This is a genomic window from Psychrobacter sp. CX97 (genome assembly GCF_057396285.1).
In genome coordinates this window covers 41,891-65,017 of sequence record NZ_JBXYJE010000012.1, presented here as the reverse complement: position 1 = coordinate 65,017, position 23,127 = coordinate 41,891, and the positions used below count along the sequence as shown (strand labels likewise).

At 38.8% G+C, this 23,127-nt stretch carries 16 protein-coding genes and 1 pseudogene; 10 read left to right on the top strand and 7 right to left on the bottom strand.

What is annotated here, in order from left to right; genetic code table 11:
* Positions 1-96: 96 nt before the first annotated feature.
* Positions 97-2,292: a carboxy terminal-processing peptidase gene (locus tag AC2SLL_RS10170; protein WP_486531580.1), complete on the bottom strand. Its 2,196-nt coding sequence runs from the start codon at positions 2,290-2,292 to the stop codon at positions 97-99.
* A 299-nt stretch (positions 2,293-2,591) separates the two neighbouring features.
* Here AC2SLL_RS10170 and nagZ point away from each other — a divergent pair, with 299 nt between their 5' ends.
* The gene (gene nagZ / locus AC2SLL_RS10165; protein ID WP_486531579.1) at positions 2,592-3,662 is read left to right on the top strand and encodes a beta-N-acetylhexosaminidase; all 1,071 of its coding nucleotides are present in this window, start codon (positions 2,592-2,594) and stop codon (positions 3,660-3,662) included.
* Between the two features lie 424 nt (positions 3,663-4,086).
* Here nagZ and AC2SLL_RS10160 read toward each other — a convergent pair whose 3' ends face one another.
* Positions 4,087-5,763 (bottom strand): OmpA family protein, encoded by a 1,677-nt coding sequence (locus tag AC2SLL_RS10160; RefSeq protein ID WP_486531578.1) that lies wholly within the window; start codon positions 5,761-5,763, stop codon positions 4,087-4,089.
* 413 nt (positions 5,764-6,176) lie between these two features.
* On the opposite strand from AC2SLL_RS10160, the gene AC2SLL_RS10155 reads away from it, so the two are divergent.
* A complete protein-coding gene (locus AC2SLL_RS10155; RefSeq protein ID WP_486531577.1) occupies positions 6,177-6,797 on the top strand; it encodes a rhomboid family intramembrane serine protease in 621 nt (206 codons plus the stop codon).
* Positions 6,798-7,082: 285 nt separating this feature from the next.
* Here the strand turns inward: AC2SLL_RS10155 and hemA are convergent, their stop codons facing one another.
* Positions 7,083-8,423, bottom strand: a complete 1,341-nt coding sequence (gene hemA / locus AC2SLL_RS10150) for a glutamyl-tRNA reductase (protein ID WP_486531576.1) — start codon at positions 8,421-8,423, stop codon at positions 7,083-7,085.
* A 666-nt stretch (positions 8,424-9,089) separates the two neighbouring features.
* On the opposite strand from hemA, the gene AC2SLL_RS10145 reads away from it, so the two are divergent.
* Positions 9,090-9,527: a diacylglycerol kinase gene (locus AC2SLL_RS10145; RefSeq protein ID WP_486531575.1), complete on the top strand. Its 438-nt coding sequence runs from the start codon at positions 9,090-9,092 to the stop codon at positions 9,525-9,527.
* Positions 9,528-9,651: 124 nt separating this feature from the next.
* On the top strand, positions 9,652-10,530 hold the full coding sequence (locus tag AC2SLL_RS10140) for a DUF72 domain-containing protein (RefSeq protein WP_486531574.1): 879 nt from the start codon (positions 9,652-9,654) through the stop codon (positions 10,528-10,530).
* A 43-nt stretch (positions 10,531-10,573) separates the two neighbouring features.
* Here AC2SLL_RS10140 and AC2SLL_RS10135 read toward each other — a convergent pair whose 3' ends face one another.
* The 4 genes from AC2SLL_RS10135 to AC2SLL_RS10120 all read right to left on the bottom strand — a co-directional run bounded on the left by AC2SLL_RS10135 (position 10,574) and on the right by AC2SLL_RS10120 (position 12,902).
* Positions 10,574-11,050, bottom strand: a complete 477-nt coding sequence (locus AC2SLL_RS10135) for a S26 family signal peptidase (RefSeq protein ID WP_486531573.1) — start codon at positions 11,048-11,050, stop codon at positions 10,574-10,576.
* 42 nt (positions 11,051-11,092) lie between these two features.
* The gene (gene sodN / locus AC2SLL_RS10130) at positions 11,093-11,581 is read right to left on the bottom strand and encodes a superoxide dismutase, Ni (RefSeq protein WP_486531572.1); all 489 of its coding nucleotides are present in this window, start codon (positions 11,579-11,581) and stop codon (positions 11,093-11,095) included.
* A gap of 48 nt (positions 11,582-11,629) precedes the next feature.
* Positions 11,630-11,845 (bottom strand): hypothetical protein, encoded by a 216-nt coding sequence (locus tag AC2SLL_RS10125; protein WP_486531571.1) that lies wholly within the window; start codon positions 11,843-11,845, stop codon positions 11,630-11,632.
* Positions 11,846-12,272: 427 nt separating this feature from the next.
* Positions 12,273-12,902, bottom strand: a complete 630-nt coding sequence (locus AC2SLL_RS10120) for a superoxide dismutase (protein ID WP_486531570.1) — start codon at positions 12,900-12,902, stop codon at positions 12,273-12,275.
* A 678-nt stretch (positions 12,903-13,580) separates the two neighbouring features.
* On the opposite strand from AC2SLL_RS10120, the pseudogene AC2SLL_RS10115 reads away from it, so the two are divergent.
* The 6 genes and pseudogenes from AC2SLL_RS10115 to AC2SLL_RS10090 all read left to right on the top strand — a co-directional run.
* Positions 13,581-14,276 (top strand): annotated as a pseudogene (locus tag AC2SLL_RS10115) (non-canonical purine NTP pyrophosphatase); the annotation flags it as partial.
* A gap of 620 nt (positions 14,277-14,896) precedes the next feature.
* Positions 14,897-16,240, top strand: coding sequence for a trigger factor (tig, locus tag AC2SLL_RS10110; protein ID WP_486531569.1), 1,344 nt, complete (start codon positions 14,897-14,899; stop codon positions 16,238-16,240).
* Between the two features lie 699 nt (positions 16,241-16,939).
* On the top strand, positions 16,940-17,662 hold the full coding sequence (clpP, locus tag AC2SLL_RS10105; protein ID WP_486531568.1) for an ATP-dependent Clp endopeptidase proteolytic subunit ClpP: 723 nt from the start codon (positions 16,940-16,942) through the stop codon (positions 17,660-17,662).
* A 296-nt stretch (positions 17,663-17,958) separates the two neighbouring features.
* A complete protein-coding gene (gene clpX, locus AC2SLL_RS10100; RefSeq protein WP_486531567.1) occupies positions 17,959-19,236 on the top strand; it encodes an ATP-dependent Clp protease ATP-binding subunit ClpX in 1,278 nt (425 codons plus the stop codon).
* Positions 19,237-19,487: 251 nt separating this feature from the next.
* A complete protein-coding gene (locus AC2SLL_RS10095) occupies positions 19,488-20,621 on the top strand; it encodes an MFS transporter (RefSeq protein ID WP_486531614.1) in 1,134 nt (377 codons plus the stop codon).
* A 417-nt stretch (positions 20,622-21,038) separates the two neighbouring features.
* Positions 21,039-23,051, top strand: a complete 2,013-nt coding sequence (locus AC2SLL_RS10090; protein ID WP_486531566.1) for a propionate--CoA ligase — start codon at positions 21,039-21,041, stop codon at positions 23,049-23,051.
* The last annotated feature ends 76 nt before the right edge of the window (positions 23,052-23,127 follow it).

Here is a 23,127-nt window from a genome sequence, read left to right as displayed (position 1 = left end):
GCAATAGCGTCTTGTTGTGTAAGCATATGCTTACACAACAAGATGCTATTGCCATTACCATTATTTATATAACCTCAACTGAATTTAACATTGAAATTATTTATTATTTTTTGAGTTTAACTTATCAGCGGCTAACATAATTTTAGCAGCTTCAACAACATAAGCTTCATTTTCTGGAAGTTGAGGACGTTCACTATCTTTTAAACGGCTTCTTTCTTCAAAACGTGCTTCCACTGCTGCCTGATAAGCTATCCAATTGGGGTATGGTTTTTCGCCTGTAGCAATACGACGTGCGTTTTCAGCTTGCAGGGTTTTATTCTCGATTTCTTTTTGATACGCTCGTCGATTATCAATATTTAGTTGAATAGGTTTCTTATCATCTTCCATGTTACGTATTTGGTTAAGTCTATTTAAATAGACAAACTGAGGATTTGTAGTCTGACGTATAGATGACTGATCATTTAACGTCGCTAAAGTCTCGCTTGTAAACTTACCTTCAGGCTTATAAGGCGCTGTTTTTATAGTATCCCATGCCATTGCATTTTTTTGATCACTTTCACTAAACTCTGCTCCCTCATAAATATTTACCAGTTTTACATCAGGTATAACCCCTTTGTTTTGAGTACTACCTCCTGTAATACGATAAAATTTACGCTGTGTCAACGTTGCAGAACCAAGGGCTAAATTATCAAGCTGAATTTGTGCGGTGCCCTTACCCGTTGTACTGCTACCTACCACTAAACCACGACCATAATCTTGAATAGCCGCAGCAAAAATCTCAGAAGCGGATGCCGAAGCTAAGTTGGTAATAACCACCATATTGCCTGTGTATAATTGTTTCCCACCATCTTCATCTTGATAAACCTGAACATTACCACGATTATCACGGATCTGAACCAGTGGTCCTTCTTTAATGAACAGTCCCAGCATTTTGGCAACTTCATCAAGCGAGCCACCTGGGTTATTCCGTAAGTCGACTACCAAACCATCAATATGTTGTTTGTTTAGAACCTGAAGTGCATTTTGAGTATCAATGCTGACACTACGATAATTCTGACCATTCCGACGTGCTTGATAGTTTAAATAAAAGCTTGGAATCTCAAGTACCCCAATGCGTTTTTCTGTATCATTGCCATCAGGCTTCACTGTAATAATACGATGATCTACGCCAGAGTCTTCCTGCTCTATCACATCACGAGTAATGACCACATTGCGAGCAGCAGATTCAGGGCTGTTAGGCTGCTTTACCTTAACTGTCACATCGGTCCCACGTTTACCACGAATAAGAGCAACCACCTCCCGCGTTGACCAACCTACGACGTCTTGCATAGTTTCGCCATCTTTTGACACACCGATAATAAGATCATTTGGCTGGATCTGACCGGATTTCGCTGCTGGACCGCCATCGACTAAAGTAACAATCTGAGTATAATCAGGATTTTTACGATATGGTCGGATAGATACACCAATGCCTTCAAGCTGCAAGCTAGACTGTACTTTCATCTCCACTGATTGTACAGGCGCATAATAATTACTATGAGGGTCATAGGTTAAAGTAGCCGTATTTAATATAGACTCCATGATTTCATCACTTTTAATTCGCTCCATCTGCTCTTTCTGACGGTTTAAGCGATTTAAAAGTATCTCACTTGGTGTTCTATCTTCTCCCAGCACTAAATCATTACCGCGAGTTAACTCTGGGTTTTTTAAATAAAGCTCATCACGGGCTTTGTCCTCTTCTTGACCTAAGGTCAGGTTAATGACCTGAAATGCCAGTTGACGCTCCCAGTAACTACGCTGCTCATCCTTCGTTTTAAATCTAGGCGCCTCTTCTCTATCTACCACGATAAAATCTTTACGATTTAAATTAATGTCTTTTTTCAAAAAAGCATCAGCAAACTGATAAAACTCCTTTGAGCGTTGACGATAGCGATTAAATATCTGCTGGGCAGCACTCAGATCACCTTGCTTTAATAACCTAGCAAATGAAGCACCATAACGTCTGGTCATCTCATCAATATCAGATTGTAAAAACAGAGTATGATTCGGATCTAACCGATCAAAATACATATTTAAGATCTTGCGGCCCATCTCTTCATCGAGTCTGATATTAGAGTAATGCCCTCTATCAAGCAGCGCAGCAACTTGACGAGTGGTTTGTTTTTGCTCAGGGGTAGCCACAAACTCAGCATAGTCGGCAGCAGCAGCAATAGAGTAACTTTGAGAAAAGACAATACCTGCCACACCAATTGCAGCTACACTTAATACCAATTGTGATGGTTTAAAATTCATGAAAAGCTCTCTTATTTTTATATAAACACTCAATTATGCTCAAATATTATCATAATACTTGAGGATTGACTGTCTTAAACTGTATTAGCATTCTTACAAAATACTATATCATTTGGTCTTAGCAACTTTTATTGTAATAATAACTCAATAGATTTAAATAGTTGATAAATTTGACTCAGAAAAACGTAAAACTATAAATTTATTAAACTCAAGATAGCGGGTTTACTAACTAAAATCAGCTATTAGCATTATTCCAAAATAGCGGATGCTAATCGATTAAAATACAAAAGGTAATAAGTATGTTCGGCTCAATAATGATTGATGTGGCAAGCACTTGTTTAAGCAGTGATGATATATCTATATTAAAAAACCCTGAAGTTGGCGGCATTATTTTGTTTTCTCGAAATGTTGAGACGCCCGAACAAATACGTGCATTGTGCGATAACATTCGCCAAATTGACAGCCATATTATAATAGGTGTCGATCAAGAAGGGGGGCGAGTTGCCAGACTTCGTCAAGGGTTTACCCCGCTTCCTGCAATGGGTAAATTAGGTAGCCTATTTAATGAGGATCCTTGTAGGGCGTTAAGTTTAGCATACGACTGTGGTTATTTAATGGCGGCAGAAGTTATGGCTGTTGGTATCGATATTAGCTTTGCACCAGTGTTGGATATAGATAATATTAGTCAGGTAATTGGCGATCGTAGTTTTCATCAATGTACTGAAGGCGTAGTGGCTTTATCTATGCAGTTTATGCGGGGCATGAAAGCGGCAGGTATGGCAACGACAGGAAAACATTTCCCTGGCCATGGCGCTACTGCTGCAGATTCTCATGTAGCGGATGCTATCGATGAGCGGAGTTTTGAACAAATCGAAACGGTCGACTTACAGCCCTTTATTCAATGTATGCCTTGGTTAGATGCGTTAATGCCTGCTCATGTTATTTTTAACAAAGTAGACAATAAACCAGCGGGATTTTCAAAAATATGGCTACAAGATATCGCTCGTAAGCGACTTGGCTTCGATGGGGTGTTATTCTCAGATGATTTATCCATGAAGGCTGCGCAAGTTGCAGGCAATGTAGGTGATAGGGTTTTCGCAGCGCTTACTGCGGGATGTGATATGGCTTTAGTATGTAATGACAGAGAATCTGCGCTACTCGCAATTCAAACTGCAAAAGACCTACCCAAACCCAATCAAACCCGCCTTGGTACCATGCGTAGTCGTATACCAAAGTGGTTAGGTAACTTAGAGAGCACCTGCTTACAGTTTGAATATTGGGAAAAAGCAAAAGTAAACGTGACTAAGGCTTTTTTTAACGACAATAGCAACTATGACACACTAAAAGATCCTACTCACTATCGTACTTAAGCGTAAACTTGAGTTATCGAAATTATGAAAATTGTTGTTACTACATATTAAGTTAGTCTCACACCATATAGTCAAAGTTGTCTAAAGGGGCTCATTGCTAAATACGAGCGCTTTACTAACTGGGCTAGATTGTGTTATCAGTGTTTACCAAGTAACTGGTTGCAAGGTAACTGTTATAAACTTATTATCAAGATTAAGACTCATCTAAATCACTTTTAGATCTCTTCTTCAAGTCATTTCAATAATAACAAGCTGATCGTTGGATCACTATCACAAAAAAACCGCCTAACAAATGTTAGGCGGTTTAAAATTAATCTTATGATTGATCAGTTAGTTTTAAATCAATGACCTTTAAGAGCAATAATTAAATAGGATCAGTGATTTAATAACAGCAATGATTTATTGACTATTAAATCCTAACAGATTATTGAGTTTTAGAAGGATCATCTTGATCCGGCATAATATCGTCATTATCAGCATCTAATGGATTCATGTCTGGATCAGGCATAACATCATTATTATTCGCATCAAGAGGCTTCATGTCTGGATCAGCTTTAATATTAGAGTCTTCAGCGACTAAAATGGCATTATCTGCCTCCATAGTTTCATCATATACTTTAAATTCGATACGACGATTACGGAAACGACCTTGCTCAGTTTCATTGGTTGCAATTGGGTCTGCCTCGCCCATACCTTTGGTCATTAATTTAGACTCATCAGCCCCTTTTGCTACAAGGTAATCTTTCACTGCTTGAGCACGGCGCTGTGATAACTCATTGTTATAGGCGTCAGATGCTTGGCTATCAGTATGACCCAAAATCATCAATTCCATTTCAGGTACTTGCTTCATAACATCAACTGCACGGTCTAAAACCGCTTTATTAACATCAGGAATAATCGCTTTATCTACTTCAAAGTTGATTACCTGTAAGCTTAGAGCGCGAGCAACATCTCTAGGATCTGGATTATCGCCTAGTCTATCCATAGCAGCAGTAGCCGCATCAATACTAGATTGAATTTCATTGTCTAAGTTAAGTGGGCCTTCTGCTACCACGTTCATATCTGGCGCAGCGGCTTGTAAATCTGAAACAAGCTTATCTAGCTGTGTTGCATCTGGGGCATCTACTCTGATTTCATTACCTTTAATAACGACATTTGCGTTAGGGGTGTTTTTAACTAGAGGCAGGATTTTATCTAAATGAGCAGCAGCTGGCATATCAGTAGCATAGTCATCATTGATATCAGCACGACATTTGTCTGCTTCATCAGCAAACACATTTTTAACGGCATCCGTAACTGAAGTCGCTAAACCATCGTTACCTGCGTTAATACGACAAGCATACAGATCACTACCTTCCCCTGTAGCAAGGGTTAGAACTGCTGGCTCTAATAAAGTTTCGCCAGCAACTTCCTCTTCAGCTGACTGTTCAACCGTATCGACTGGTGCTGCTACAGGTTGAGGATTTTCTTGACATCCCTTTAACAGTGCCCAAGCCAGTGCGCCTAAAATGATTAAACCAATAATCGGTAATAGCGCTTTTAAAAATCCACCTTCTTTCTTTTCTTCACGATGAAGGGGTGCCGTACTTGTAGTGTTAGAAATACGTTCACCAGTCTGAACATGAGCAGCTGTAGAATCAACGCCTGTAACAGGGGGTACTTCGTCAAGATGACCTGCCAGATAACTCGCGGGCAGGATTGCTGCTGCCCAAGCTGGTATAAGGTCACGGTATGTAGATAGATTATTTCTTAAAAACTGTGGTACTGTTGTCGCACCAGCTAAGGTTTTTAGCTCGTTAAAAACCAAAGGTGCTGCTGTTGCAATTAAGCCTTTAACTGACGACTCTTCAACATTATTAGCCGCTGCAAGTTCATGGGTAATACTGTTTTTATGAACCTCATCGGTCCAAACACGATCAAATAGTCCAAGGTCGTCATTAGATACTTCTTGGGTCGAAATATGACTATATGAATCATCATCTGCTAATTTTGCTGCGAATATAGCGTAAAACTGTTCAAGCAAACTTTCGCTTTTTGGATCTCGATTATTACCTAAAACAGCAGGGGTAACGGTTCGTGTTAAATGACCAATAATATCCATAAAAAATTCTCCTAAATTGGTTAAAAATATATGATGACGATAAATTATACCGTTGTACATTTACCAGTTCTTACTGATAAAGCAGTAATAAATTGCAACTATCTCATTAATAAATCGTTAACATAATAATAAACTTGCTAGTTGATAATTAAGTCAATGTAAGCATATATCATAGAGCAGGATAACATCAACGAATATGCATATAAATTTATCTAAAACGATTTATGAACAAGCTAGTTATGAACAAGTCAGTAATTTACGTAAAACTTTCAGTACTAAGTATCTATTCATCATTCTTATGAATTACAATACCTGAAATTAAAATCTACTCCGTTACATTTAGGTTAATAGTCAGTTAACCCTTGTTACAAATATATGAATAATACAAATTAAACCATTACTGGGGAAGTTAATTGGAACGTTTATTAAATAATCATACAACTATTATCGTCGTCATTACCGTTATTATCAGTCTATTAGCATGGCAAAATAAAACCTTGTTAAACAAACTGATCTTTTATCCGCCAGAAGTTAATAAGGGCCAATGGTACCGATTTTTATCGCACGGGTTTATTCATGCTGACAGCTTCCATCTACTGTTTAATATGTTTACGCTGTTCTCCTTTGGTATATTCATGGAGAGTTTTTTTAACCAGTATTTAGGCGGATTTGGTTTTGTTGTTATGTATCTTTTGGCAATTATCGTCGCCATAATTCCGAGTTATTTACAGAATAAAGACAATCCTCGTTATCGAAGTCTAGGAGCATCTGGAGGTGTCTCCGCTGTACTTTTTGCTTTTATTTTAATTAAACCTTGGAGTACGCTTCTGATATTTGGGGTTATCCCGATCCCTGCCATTGTTTTTGCTATTGCTTATGTTGGCTATAGTGTTTATGCCAATCACAAAGGCAATTCAAATATCAATCATTTAGCTCACTTATGGGGCGGTGCTTTTGGTATGGCTGCTACGATAGCTTTAGAGCCAAACGTCATTCCGCACTTTATTTCAGCTCTATTAAACCCAAGCTTTTGATGACTGGTCATAAAGAACACCTAATTTGTCAATATAGTTCATAAATAAATATAGTTGAAATAATCAACGTGTTAAAACTATTACTGCCAATGATCTAACGACTCCGCTTATTAAGTTTGATTGAGTTAAAGGATAATAAGCGCGGACTACCAGTCTAAATGACATAAAAAAGCACTTATAAAGTCAGACGCCTTTATAAGTGCTTTTTTTATAAGTGCTTTTTTTTATAAGTATCTTGTTTATGTTGCCCCGCTATACGCTATATTATATACGACCTAATATAACCTACTTACTACGGTACGCCTCTTTTAAACCTGAAATGACCATTTCTAGTAACTCAGGGTTACCATCACGTGCTGCTTTACGCATTAAGGTGGAAGGTGGATGAGATAGCATTTGTGTCAAGCTACGTGTTAGTTCTGCCATTACATCTTCAACCGGCTCATCAGTGGTATGCAAACGATATAATGATTTAGCAAGTACATCTGCTGCTTTTTGTTCCGCCAACATACGATAGTCATAAATATCGTGCCCCACTTTGCGTACCTGATAGCGTCGCTCAATCTCAACCACCAAGTGACTAACCAATAGCTCAGCTTCAACGGCTGCCTGTCGACGTTTTTCCAAGTTGCCTGCAATAACATGTTGCAAATCATCAATAGAGTAAAGATAAACATCATCAAGCTTACCAACGCTTGAATCGATATCCCGAGGTACCGCCAAATCAACCATTAACATCGGCTTATAACGGCGCATTTTAAGCGCACGTTTTGTCATTTTTTTGTCAATCAATACGTTCATGCTACCACTACAGCTACTGACAATATCAGCATGAGGCAGTAATTCTGATAACTCAGATAGTGAATGAACTTCAATCTGTAAATTAGGATGTTTCAACTCTGCAGCAAGCCGTTGTGCCCGCTCAGGTGTGCGATTGCATATCAAAATGCGACTTACCCCTAGCTCTGCAATGTGCTGAGTAACCAAACGATTCATTTCGCCCGCAGCAATAACTAACAGTGTAGTCTCGGTTGGATCATCAAATATTTGCGTGACTAGTTTTGCAGCGGCAAACCCAAGAGAGATTGCCTGTGTACCCACATCAGTGTCATTACGCACACTCTTAGCCGCCGCAAAAACCTGCTCAACTACCCAATTTAAATGATTGGTAAGGTAACCCTCTGCTTTTGCCTGATTGACTGACTTTTTGATTTGCCCAAAAATCTGAGGTTCACCCAAAATCATAGAATCTAGTCCAGCCGCTACACGCACCCAATGCGTTAACGCCTGAGAGTCAATAAAATCATATAAGTAGGGTTGTACTTCAGTCAGAGGTAGGTGTTTAAAATCTGCTAACCACTGGGTCAGCTGCTCAGCAAATGAATGAACAGCACGAGTGGTGGTATCCGTTGATTTAGTATGTTTCGATTTTCGCTTCGCCATCTCGGTATCTGGTGCTAACGCATAAATTTCAGTACGGTTGCACGTTGATATAATCACGCTTCCAGCGCTAATTTTCTTCAACTCTGCTTGGGCAATACGAATATCATCATCCGCAAACGCTAGTCGCTCCCGCAAGGCGACGGGCGCAGTTTTATGATTAACACCGATGACCACAAAATTCATGTACAGTTTACCAAACTAACGAAGTTGAAAGCTTACAACACAGTTCGTTCAAACATGCTATGGATTGCATATTTATCACTAAACCAAGATCTATTAAGTATTTAAAAATCAGGACTACTGATAGCTAAATGTTTGAATATTCAACAGACACTAAGAACCTGTCTCATAAGCTATAATTGGCTATTTTCGCCTAGAATAAACCACTACTTCGTTAAAATTAGGATTAAATAGAGTGACTATTCAACCCAAGGTTTAACTTAATGGTGCCTCGTATTGACTCAAATTATTCTAAAAATCCCCTAACTTTCGCTTATAAATACAGGTTCTAACAATTATTAGCCAATTAAATACTTTATTGAAAATTTACACCATAAATTCTGATGCTAAGCAATAAAACTGTGAATTATATCATTGAATGCTAATTCAATCATGAAAACTATAGCCAATCTATAATATAGTTGATATAAACATAACTCATTCAACAAAATACCGGTTAATGACACTGATGTTTCCCACAACTCTTTGTTCAGTCAGATGAACAACTTATAATTTTGACCCAAATATGCATTTATAATTCAACTACAGAGTCATCTTTTAGCAATTATTACTACTATTACTCCACTTAAAGATGACAATCAAATAAACTCAAACGTGAGCAACCCACCAATGTCCTATTCTAAGCACGATAAACATAGACCAAACTTAGGCTCTAAAGCCGTTGAAAATTATGCAAGTAGCTCAAAAGGTAAGGCCGGTTTTAATCGTATTCTTAATGCTGCTAGATTTTCTATAGATGGTTTTTTAGCGGCCTATAAGAATGAAGCAGCATTTCGCCAAGTCTTTTGGTTAAATCTAGTTTTGTTTATCGCACTGGTGTTTATTCCATTTGTCATGAGCATTAAAATGGTTTTGGTATTTGCCTCCTTTTTATCCCTCATTGTAGAGCTGTTTAACACAGGACTTGAAGCCAGTATTGACCATACTTCTACTGAGCGTCATCCACTTGCAAAAATAGGTAAAGATGTTGGATCAGCAGCTCAGTTTTTAGCATTAACTTTGTTAAGCATACTATGGATAATGGCACTCCGGTCAACCTATGTGTAATTTGAGGCATGCTCTTTATTTGTTATTGAATAACGTCATACTCTATTAAACAGTACTCATTAAATCCATAGCCTATGAAACAGCATTTGTCATTAACATCATGTTCCTATAACGAGCTTATATTATGAGTACCTCAATATTGACTGCCCCATCAGCTGACCTAAGTACTACTATCTGTCCTACTGTTTATCTAGGCACAGGTGGCTACAGTGATACTGATATGCTCGGAACACTATACCCTGTTGGCACAAAGAAAACGGATTTTTTGGCTGAATACGCCAAACAGTATGGTGCGGTTGAGATTAATAGCACCTTTTACGCGCCAATAGGGCATAAAGCTTTCGAGGGTATGCTAAGAAAATCTGAGGCCCGTATAAGATTTGCTATTAAACTGCATCAGGACTTTAGTCATGCGCGCAATGCGACGGCTGAACACGCCTCAGCATTTATTAGTGCTCTACAGCCAATTATTGAAGCGGACTGCTTAGCACCATTACTAATTCAATTCCCGCATGGATTTGATAGAACGGTTGCCAATCGTTTGTACTTAGCAAAATTAACGGATTGGTTCAGTGATTATCCGTTAGCGGTTGAGTTTCGTCATGCCAGCTGGCACACTGCACAGGTTGAGCACAGCTTTCAGAAACATGGGTTAATTTGGTGTAGTGTTGATTACCCAAAAGTAAGTGGATTACCTAGCTCACGTTTGTTATTCACTCAAACCAATAATCAATCAAGAGTTCATCAGAGTCGAAAACGCACTGGCTACCTACGTATGCATGGCAATAATTTAAACTGGTGGAATGTTATGTCTGCCAGTGAGCGCCATGATTATCGTTATTCAAATGACGAAATGAAAGCATGGGCTCAAGCGATTGCTAACCAACGCCAACACTTTGATGAGCTATATGTATTTTTTCAAAACTCAACCAAAGCTCATGCTTATTATAATATAGCCATGTTACGAGATGCTTTGACTGATTTAGAGTTTAAAGTTTTATGACCTTCTTTTGATTTTTTTAGTCAGACCTGAAATTATTTAACCCTTACATTCCAATAACATACACTACCTTACCAATAACATACTTAATATCTACCCACCCCATATCATCCTCACTGACACTTGCCGCTGGATTATCACCGCGTAACCTTAGCCTGACCAATCGAGACTTAGCTGACTGTAGATTTAATAGCTCTGAAGTTATTGGCTTTAAATCAATGAGTTGCTGCTGTTTAATCGCACCACATTTATTCATAGCACATTTATCAATAGCATAATCAAGCTTTGTCACTCGTTTGATAATCTGTCCGTATTTCGGATGATTGACCACCACTATATCCCCGACTTTAAGCGCTGTTGCTAATGCTAAATAATGACTTATAAAATGACCTATAAACGGCAGTTTGTTCAATAGGTGTATAGGCTTATTAAACCGTTTTGATTGCCATACCAATACAAAAGCACCCGACTCAAGGGACGGGTGCATGCTACTACCAGTTACTTTTAAAATACTTAACTTCATTAGGTGGATGATCCTTTTAAGGGGAAATTACCCTGGCTTAACTTAGCCTAACCTTGGATAAACTGTTTCGACTTTTGGCTCATAAGGACAAGTCGCTCGATACGTTTCGATCCCTTTTGAATCCCAAAAAACTTCAGCGAATTCATTGACCAAGGCGACTAGCTTTTCAGCTTTTTCAATACTGGTATTTTGCTTTGCGGCAGAGCCTGCCAGCATAATGTCATGTGCTAGTTTATGAATATTCGGGTACTTATCTAATAAGTTACCTTTAAAGTAATCGCCCCAGATAATACGAATTTCATGTTTAACAGATTCTGCGTGCTTTTCTTTATCCTCGACTAAACGCACAAATTTTGCCATGTCTTCACGGCTATCACTTAAGCCGTCAATTTGTTGACAATAACGTAGTACGCTTAAAGCAAAAATCTGAGCTGGTGTCGTGTCATATATACCGCATGGGATATCGCAATGAGCCGATACTTGATTAAAAGGTATAATTCTATCAATCTTATGTAATAGAGCATGTAACATAATAACTTCCTTATATTAAGTTTAAAGTGGCTTTACTACTTTGTTATTTTATTTTTTTTGTTTCGCAAACTGACGATAAACAAACCAACCACAAACAGCAATTGCTAAGGTAATTGAACCGTAAAATAGAATATGCATAAGCATAGATTCATTAGCATCATGATCATGGCCTGGATGGGCTATTGCGCTGTTAGCCATGACAACATAAGCAAATACCACCATGACTGTGGCAGATAATAGCTGAGGGAACCTTTGTTTTTTCATAATAGTCTCATTCATAATAGTGTCTTCCATAGATAACAGATGGACATTAAGGTAAGTCGTACGATTTATTAATTTCTATTGTGAGCGGATTTAAAAGTAAACCAGAGCCCCCCAACAAAGGGGCTAACTTTTGAAACAGTAAAATTTAGATTTAGCACGATTAACTACTTATTAAACTCTTAATACCCACATAATCTAAAAACTGTTGAATTTACCTTACTAAAATACCATAACCTGAATAATTAAAAATGTAAATGATAATTATTAATGTTTGAGAATATTATATATAAAATTTTGCCAAACTATAAACCAAAAAAAGGATGCTCTAAGGCATCCTTTTTTGGTTAAACTAATGGTTAATAAGGTTTTAAGCTAGGACATGTATTAAACTGGTACTTGACACATCGTTCAAATATCTAAATACAATTTACTCTTCAACCCCAGCGTCTTGACCTTTATATTTCGCATTCGCATAATCCCAGTTTACTAACTTATCTAAAAAAGTGTCGACATAGTCAGGACGGCGATTACGGTAATCAATGTAATAAGCATGCTCCCAAACATCACATGTTAGAACGGCAACTTTATCATGAGCAAGTGGTGTGTCTGCATTAGCCGTTTTCATGATAGAAAGCTTACCGCCTTCAGAATCAGCAACTAACCAAGCCCAACCTGACCCGAATTGGGAAGTAGCAGCATTTTTAAACTCTTCACGGAATTTATCATATGAACCAAAATCTTCTTCGATTTTAGCTTTCAAATCACCAGTAGGTTCGCCCCCACCATTCTGTGGAGTCATGCAGTTCCAGTAGAAAGTGTGGTTCCAAACTTGAGCAGCTTGGTTAAACATAGTTTGCTTACTATCATCTTTTGCTGTTGCTTTGATGATTTCAGATAACTCTTTATCCTCAAGACCAGAGCCAGGTAATAGTTCATTGAGTTTGTTCACATAAGCTGCATGGTGTTTGTCATGATGGAATTCCAAAGTTTCAGCACTAATGTGTGGCTCTAAGGCATCTTTTGCATAAGGTAGATCTGGTAGAGAAATCTTTGACATATTATTTTATCCTTGGCTGATTTAGTCTTCTGTTATACAGACTGTGCTCTGTTATAAAGTTATATAAACAGGTTACACAAGCTAAAGTGGCTATTTTTTGTTAATGTCTCTGTTTTAACGTATTGGTCACACGTCTATTAAAAAATAGAACTTCTGAGTGATAGTTTTTGATCACTGCAAAAGCAATACTATCATAACTTGATAAACGTTTTAATTAAATACCAGTTTCTAATCACGCTCACTCTAATCACGCTAAGCAATACGTTTTTTAATTAATCAATGTTTTAATGAATCATGGTAAGTGCTTAACAAGTCATATTTTCATTATAGCAATTGATGTTGGCAAACTCAGTTACACAATGTTATCCACTGTAACTTGTTAACATCAACGACTAGAACAGCCCTTTTATTTAAAAAATTTCAAACAAAAGCAACCATATATAGCAGACCTTTTTTATAGGTAATGACTTTTGAATGGTCATTCAATATTTTTAAAGCTTTATGCACTTTTTTCTATGTAAAATAACTTAAATGCAATAATTATATGGAGACAATAACAATAAGGATATCGAAAGCAAAACTAACAATCTAATAATTAAAATAATGGGTGTGTTTATGATCGCTAAAACAAAGGTTAAACCTAACTTTAACAATGATATTAAAAATGAAGAAGCTTGTTGGGTGCTGGCTAGCAACAACAAAGGCAAGTTAGCAGAATTTAAGCGGATGTTTGATGAGGCTCATTTAAACATCAACATTTTGCCTCAGGGCGAACTGGGTATTAAAGAGGCTGTAGAAGATGGCTTGAGCTTTGTTGAAAACGCAATTATTAAAGCGCGACATGCTAGCCGTATCAGCGGTTTGCCAGCAATAGCCGATGATTCAGGGCTTTGCGTGCCTGTGCTGGGTAATGCGCCTGGTATTCATTCAGCGAGATACGCAGGCGAACATGGTAATGATGCCAAAAATAACACCAAGCTTATTGCGGACTTACTGCCCTTTAGAAACTCTAATAGAAGCCGTGACTCCGATAGTGGTAAATCACTTAATTCTACAGTCATGGGCTTCACTACTGCAAAGACTGCTACTGCAATAAGTCCTATTCCGATTAGCTCTAGCCCAATCAAAGCGTACTTTGTTTGTGTATTAGTTATGGTGCGACATGCCAATGACCCACTTCCCATTATTGCTCATGGTTTATGGCAAGGTGAAATATTAGATAGCCCACTAGGCGAACATGGCTTTGGTTATGACCCACTATTTTGGATACCTGAGCTACAGAAATCTTCCGCCCAACTCGATGCCGCAACTAAGAACCAAATGAGTCATCGTGCTCGTGCTATGCAAAGTTTGTTGCAACAACTCAAAGATTAATTGTGCTTATAGGGCAATACTTATACCACCATCTTCATAGCACTACTTAACGGATAGAACCATTAATAATTATGATTTATATAGATGTATTAGTGACTTAATAGCAAATATTTCATTATAGAGCTGTCATAGCACCTCGTTTAAATATCTCTTATATTCACTACTGGTACTAGCCGTTGATAATAGAGTTAATAATAGTTATGGGAAATGTGATGAACATGGCGAGTTGAAAAAGTAGATTATTTTTTACTTTGATACACAGATAGACTATACTGTTCTACTTTTAAAATTTTACGGAAATTTTGTTCAAGCTCATAAGACATATGGCGTATGCTTAATTGTCCAAGTTTGCCGTTTTCAAATACTTAAGTTTGAATAAAAACTCCTTCAATAAACATATCTACACTTAAAAGTTATGATGATTATAATCAAACTTTTAAGCGTTTAGAGTATATGCAGTGATAGAGAAGTGATAGTTCCACTTATGATTTTTATGGCAGCGTAGGCGCTCATATTATATAAAGCCTATATCTATATATGATGCATACTACCACTATTCAACCTGTTAACATTTAAATACTTATCAACTAACGACTAATCAACATTAAGGGTTATCCTCCATGGCTAAAGACTTACAAATTACCACAAACAAGCTAAGCGAAAATCAGACTCAACTAACCGTTAAAGTGCCTGTTGAACAAATTCAAAACAAAGTTGAAGGCCGTATTCGTAACGTCGCAAAAACTGCAAAAATTGATGGTTTCCGTAAAGGCAAAGTGCCTATGTCGCACATCCGCTCACAATATGGTGCTGGCATCCAGCAAGAAGTTATTAACGACGTCATCCGTGACACTGTGTTTGAAGCCATTAAAGCCGAAGACGTTCGTGCTGTGGGTATGCCAAACATTGATGACGTAAAACTTGAAGATGAATTCTTAGTCTATCAAGCAACGGTTGAAATTTTCCCAGAAATAGCAGTTGAAAGCATTAAAGATGTTGAAGTTGAACATCACACGGCATCAATCAGTGATGAAGACGTTGAGACTATGGTTGAAAATCTTCGTAAACAACGTCAAGAATTTGCGGATAAAGAAGGCGCTGCTGAAGAAGGGGATCAAGTCACTTTTGATTTTGAAGGGTCTATTGATGGCGAAAAGTTTGAAGGCGGTTCAGCTGAGGACTTCAAACTTGTATTAGGTAGTGGTCAGATGATTCCTGGCTTTGAAGACGGTATCAAAGGCATGAGTGCTGATGAAGAGAAAACCATCGATGTTACCTTTCCAGAAGATTACCAAGCTGAAAACCTAGCGGGTAAAGAAGCACAGTTTAAAATTAACGTGAAAAAAGTTGAAGAGTCAAAACTTCCAGAGATCAATGAAGAGTTCTTAGAACTATTTGGTGTGAAAGAAGGTGGCGTTGAAAAACTTAAAGAAGACGTTCGTAAAAACATGGAACGTGAAATCAAAAATGCCTCACGTAGCCAAGTAAAACAAGCCGCTTTTGATGCTCTATTAGAGAAAAACGAATTTGAAGTACCGCAAGCAATGATTGCTCAAGAAACAGAACGTCAACGCAATATGATGATGCAACGTTTTGCCCAGCAGTTTGGTGGCAGTACTGATAACTTTAGTAAAGACATGCTTCCTGATGAGCTTTTTGCAGAGCAAGCATTGCGTGCTGCCCGTCTTGGCATTCTAGTGGCTCGTGTTATCGAAGAAAACGATCTTAAAGTGGATCAAGAACGTGTTGATACCTTTATTAAAGAAGCCGCTGAAAACTACGAAGACCCAGCTGAGGTTATTGAGTTCTACACCAATGACAAACAACAACGTGCAAACATTGAGTCCGTCGTTCTAGAAGATCAAGTCGTAGACTTTTTACTCAAAGACGCTAAAGTAACTGAAAAAGAAGTCGGTTATCAAGAGCTTATCGCTGCTCAACAACAAGCTGCACAAGCAATGTAATCGATGCAAATAACTTGATTAATAAATAGTTTATTGACGCAACACTCTATTTGTTAATAATGTTAAAAAAGCCCTAACCTATCTAGTTAGGGCTTTTTTTCTAAACGCATCGTACCCTTTTATATAGTTAAAGAAGTCTAAAATGGTTACAAGGCAACCGAGTGCAAGTACCACTGGAGTAGGCTTAACGAGGTTAACGCCGTAACCGTTTAGTAGTTCGCTGACTATAGTAGGCAGTTCTTAGTAGGTCATTAAGTATGGTATACAGTGACTTACCGTTAAAGATATAAGTAATATATCTTGACAGATCAACAACCTAACTCGTTATCTTGCCTTTGATGATAGCTGTTTTTTAGTAGCGCTTATGCCCCATTACCCAAATAATGTGTTCAAAGATGTCTTAACAGGGTTATGGGAGCCCTATGTCGTCATTGAGCTGATTGGTTTGCTATAAATGATTTCAAGTTGTTTAAAGATAAAATGGTAAGATAAAGAATGGCTATAAGCATCACTGATTCGAAGGTAGACTTTAACATTTGAAAGCTAACAATCTCAGCTTAAAATTATTATAATCATCACCGCGCTTGATTTATCTGATAATACCCCAAATTATAAGAAACAGATTCACACCTCATATACCTAGTTTTTAATAATATTAATTTATAAATTGAAGAACTGAAAAGACCTAAAGGATTATTTATGACCCAGTCTCAAGCTCAGCAAGATTTCAACCGCATTACCAACAACCCTCACTTCGATAGCTTAGTAAGCGCCCACGATAAGGTGTTGCGTGACCTACAAGACGCTACCATAAGCACTCCCCAAGCAGCTCTAGTACCTATGGTTGTTGAGCAGTCAGCTCGAGGTGAGCGATCGTTTGACATTTACTCTCGCCTACTGCGTGAGCGCGTTATCTTCTTAACAGGTCAAGTTGAAGATAATATGGCCAACTTAATTGTGGCACAAATGCTATTTTTAGAAGCTGAAAACCCAGATAAAGACATTCACTTGTATATTAACTCGCCAGGTGGCTCTGTCAGCGCTGGTTTAGCCGTTTTTGATACCATGAACTTTATCAAGCCAGAGGTATCTACCATTTGCATGGGCGGTGCTTACAGCATGGGATCATTCTTATTAGCAGCTGGCGAAAAAGGCAAGCGTTATGCACTTGCCAATTCTCGCGTAATGATTCACCAGCCATCTGGTGGTGCTCAAGGTCAAGCAAGTGATATCGAGATTAATGCCCGTGAAATTCTAAAAATTCGTGACCGTCTAAATCGAATTTTAGCTGAGCGCACTGGGCAACCTCTTGAAAAAATTGCGCAAGATGTTGAACGTGATTACTGGTTAGATGCTGTCGAAGCCAAAGAGTATGGTCTGATTGATGAGGTATTAGAACGTCGCCCTGAAGATCTGAAATAAACCTTCTTAGACCTTTATCTTATATGGCTCTAAAACTCATCAACTCGATGTTATTTAGAGGTTATTTAATCAGCGAGCTTATTTAAATTAGCTTAATCGAATTGGCTTAATAAACATGAGCCAATCCACTTAAGCTAATAAGACTAAGCTTTTTTGCTTTATCAGATCAAAAGTTATGAATTACTGTCGCTACTGACACATATTGCTTAACCGTTAATGTCAATTTTATAAAAATTCAAGCAGTCATCAAGTGTTATGCAGTGAAATGACAGACCTATTATTGAGGAGCGCCAAGCATGGCTAAAGACAAAACACCACAGTGTTCATTTTGTGGTAAGAAAAAAAATGAAGTAACCCAGCTCATTGCCGCCGACGATGCCAATATTTGTAATGAGTGTGTAGCGCTATGCACTGATTTGATTGAAGACAGTCGTCAGACTGAAGCCAATGAAGAAGGTGACGATACGGTTATAAGTTCATGGTTAGATAAAAAACTACCCACGCCAAAAGAGATTCGTGAACATTTAGATGGTTACGTTATTGGTCAAGAGACTGCTAAAAAAGCGCTGTCTGTCGCTGTTTATAACCACTACAAACGCTTAAAAGTAAGTGCTAAAGATGCAGCCAATAAGCGAGATAACAAGGTCAATAACGAAAAGGTCGAGCTTACCAAGAGCAACATATTACTCATCGGCCCAACGGGATCTGGTAAAACGCTTCTGGCTCAAACCCTTGCTCGCATGCTGGATGTCCCCTTTGCTATGGCGGATGCCACCACGTTAACTGAAGCGGGCTATGTAGGCGAGGATGTTGAGAACATTGTACAGAAGCTACTCCAAGCCGCTGATTATGATGTTGAGAAAGCAGAGCAAGGCATCATTTACGTTGATGAGATTGATAAAATCAGCAAGAAAGGTGAAAACATGTCCATTACCCGTGATGTCTCGGGTGAAGGTGTTCAGCAAGCTCTGCTTAAGCTAATCGAGGGAACCGTCGCCGCCATTCCCCCTCATGGCGGACGTAAACACCCAAATCAAGAGTTAATTCAGGTAAATACCAGCAATATTTTAGTCATTGTTGGCGGTGCCTTCTCAGGCCTTGATAAAGTCATTCAGCAGCGCACTGAAAAAACAGGCATTGGCTTCAATGCTGAGGTTAAGTCTAAGGATGAAGGCAAGCAAATCTCTGAACTCTTTAAACAAGTAGAGCCTGAAGATTTAATCAAGTTTGGGTTAATCCCTGAGTTAATTGGTCGTTTACCCGTCATTGCCACACTTGAAGAGCTTGATGAAGATGCGTTAATGCAGATTCTAACTGAACCAAAAAATGCCATCGTTAAGCAGTATCAATACCTATTCGAGATGGAAGATGCGGAACTTAAATTTACCGATGATGCTTTAGAAGCCATTGCTAAAAAAGCAATGGCACGAAAAACAGGAGCACGTGGACTGCGCTCCATTGTCGAAAATGCCTTGTTAGATACTATGTATGACCTACCTTCAATGACTAATGTGACCTCTGTGCTGGTTGATGAAACCGTCATCAACGATGGTGCAATGCCCAAAATAGCGTAATACAGCTTTAACTTTACACTGTATAGTGGTTTATGGAAGCGCTTATCATCAAGATAAGCGCTTCTTTTTAGCTATACTCGAACTATTTTAAGAAGGGTATAAATCCAGTGAGATTAACACCGAGGCGACTTATACATATTTCGACCATATTAGCTTAATTAAACAGTGGAGTGCCTATGCAACCATTGAAAACAGCAAACCCAGTATCTCCAAACGCTAATACATTCACTTTTGTGCTTAAATTGACAGTAATGCTTATTGGCGCATTTGCCTTTTTACAGGTCTACTCAATTCAATCCATTTTGCCAATATTGATGGTGGATTTTGACGCCAGCGAAGTCCAAGTCGGAATGGCGGTTGGCGCAACTGTAATGGCGGTTGCCGTTATGTCTCCTTTTTTGGGTATGGTATCAGATGCCATAGGACGTAAATCCATCATTGTCGCAGCCCTTATATTTTTGGCACTGCCTACCGCTTTAATTGCCACAAGTAATACCGTAGAAACCCTTACTATCTGGCGGTTTTTACAGGGGTTGTCTGTACCTGGCATTACCGTCGTTACTATTGCCTATATAGGTGAAGAATTTAAAGGTCGTGCCGTTGCTGATCTGATGGCTTATTATGTTTCAGGATCAGTATTTGGCGGATTTTCTGGTCGATTTATATTAGGACACTTACATGAGTGGATAGGTTGGCGTATGGCCTACTACGTTATGGCAGCCTTAACTTTAGTTGGCGCACTGTGGGTAGCCAAGACCTTACCAGCGTCAACAAACTTTGTGCCAAGTCCTAGATTTCGGGACACATTAATCACGTTTGCTCATCATTTAAAAAACCGCTACGTCATCTCTGCTTGCCTATTGGGGTTTTGTGTGCTGTTTTCTCTAGTAGGTTGCTTTACTTTTATCAATCTACACTTAGCTGTCGAACCCTACACCTTAAGCACGGGGCAGCTGGCTAATATATTCGTGGTATATCTTATTGGGGTGTTTATTACCCCACTCTCTACAAAAATCGTGCACCGCTTTGGTTCAGCTCGCAGCATTATTTTCGCTGTTTTCGTGTCTATGTGTGGTGTTTTGCTGACCCTAGCATCTCCCCTTTGGTTAATTATTGTTGGTTTATCTATTATGTCTTCGGGTGTGTTTATTACTCAGTCCGCCACTATTGGTTATATTGCGACGAATGTTTCAGAAGGACGTTCTTTAGCTTCTGGAATATATTACATGAGTTATTATGCCGGAGGCACATTTGGTGCTTGGCTGTGTGGACTTGCTTATGCGAGAGGTCAATGGTCTTATACCGTTTGGTTGTTGGTAGCAGTGCAAGGATTGGCTTTATTCATTGCTGGTTTCGGTATGATAAAGACAAAACTTAGCCATTGAGCTATTATTTTTTAAAATGCTATTATTCGGCTAAGTTACCAAATAATACAATTGCGTATTGTAAAAGAGTTTGTCAACACTGATGTTTTTATAGCAATTGGTTAATTTGTTATACGATTGACCTGTTATGCCATTGACCTGTAATCAATACTCTGTTAAATTCAAACGATACGATCTGTATCATTAAAACCATTAATCAATATTCTTTAAAACAGTTTAAAATAGTCGAACTTTTTAACACTGTTATTATGCGCAATAAACTGTTATAAAATAAATTGTTATAACGCTAAAAAATTTCGTATTAACAGTGAATTAGCAAGGAATGCTAATTTCAGGCAACCTCAAAATAGCTGTCTACTTTGTCACTTTTTTATCTTGTGATTATATCTATCACTTTTGCTAGCTAAGGAAGGCAATATGCACAACCAATATACGAACTATACCGCTACCTCTACTGAGTCATATTCAGATATCTATAACTCTTCTATAAGTAACCCAACCGAGTTTTGGCGTCAGCAAGCCGAGCGTATTTACTGGCACAAACGCCCTGATCAGATACTAGATGACAGCAATCTACCCTTTGCCAAATGGTTTGTTGGCGGCGAAACCAACCTTTGTTACAACTGCATTGACCGCCATCTGGAAGATCGAGCTGAGCAAGATGCTTTTATTTGGGTTTCTTCAGAAATTAATCAAGAATTACTTGATAATCATCCTGACGTTAAAAAGGCGTTTAGAGCCCTTGATAACTATGTCGAATACTACACCGATTATGCCAAACGTCGACTCACTTATAACACGCTTTATAAAGAAGTGAATTACTTTGCCGATGTATTACAGCGTATGGGAGTTGGCAGAGGTGACCGAGTAATTATATACATGCCCATGATTTTAGAAGCCACTTATGCGATGTTAGCTTGTACACGTATTGGTGCCATCCATTCCGTAGTATTTGGTGGCTTTGCCTCTCACAACTTAGCCGTACGTATGGATGATGCGGAAGCCAAAGTGCTGATTACTGTGGATGCCGGATTACGTGCGGGTAAAGTCATTAACTATAAAAACTTAGTGAATCAAGGTATTAAAGAAGCTAAGTGTAAGCCTGAAAAAGTTATAGTAGTAGACCGCGGTATTATGCCATATAAACCTGAAGACAGAGATGTGGATTATGCTACCGAGCGGCGCATCAGTTGCGATGCAGATGCTCGAGTAGCGCCAGTATGGTTGGAGTCAAGCGAGCCTTCTTATCTACTTTATACCTCAGGCACAACGGGAACCCCAAAAGGTGTACAGCGGGATACGGGGGGTCATGCTGTTGCCCTAGCTACCTCAATGGACTACATCTATGATGGTAATCCCGGCGAAACATTTTGGGCTATTTCTGACATCGGCTGGGCCGTTGGGCATTCTTATACCATCTACGCCCCTCTCTTACGTGGCATGACCAGTGTCGTGTACGAAGGTCTTCCTCATAAACCCAACCCAGGTATGTGGTGGCGTATTGTGGAAGCCAATAAAGTAAACATTATCTTTACCGCTCCTACTGGCATTCGTATGTTGAAGAAACAAGATGAAAGTTGGATAACACGTTATGATTTAAGTAGCGTCAAATCCTTCTTTTTAGCAGGCGAGCCGCTTGATGAGCCAACTGCTGATTGGCTAACAGGTCATATGGGTGTACCAATTTTAGACCACTACTGGCAAACTGAATCCGGTTGGCCAATTCTGAGTCATGTTCCTAAATTTAATCATAAAGCGCACAAATCTGGTTCTCCAGGCTATCCCATGTATGGCTATAACGCCAAAGTGGTTAACGAAGAAACAGGGGAAGACTGTGCCCCTCACGAAAAAGGCATGTTGGTTATTACAGCACCTTTACCCCCAGGTTGTTTAAGTACTGTTTGGCGAAATGATGAGCGCTTCATAAAGAGCTATTTTAACTTGTTGGATGGTAGACAATACTCCACCTCTGACTATGCCATGACCGATGAAAACGGCTATTTTTATATCCTCGGTCGCACTGATGATGTGATTAACGTGGCAGGGCATCGTCTTGGCACTCAAGAGATTGAAGCGGCAATTAGCCAGCATCTAGAAGTTGCCGAGGTCGGCGTTGTCGGTATTAAGGATGAGTTAAAAGGCGAATTACCGATTGCATTCTGTATATTACGAGATCCTTCTATCATTTCAGATACCGAAAATCGTTTTCGTGTTGAACAACAAATTATCGGTACTGTCGTAAAATCTTTAGGAGGTCTGGCTCGTCCTGCGGCTGTTTATTTCCCGAAAGCTCTACCAAAAACCCGGTCTGGTAAAATCTTACGCCGAGCTATTCGGGCGCTTGCCGAGGGTAAGTCGACAGGAGATATGTCAACACTTGATGATCCAACAGCCATTGATGCGGTAAAAGAAGCGTTAGAGCATTATTAAGTTTTGTTCACTATCAGAAATTAAGTTTTGTAAACTATCAGAGAAAGTTAAAGGCGTTATCTTTATTAAAATGCAC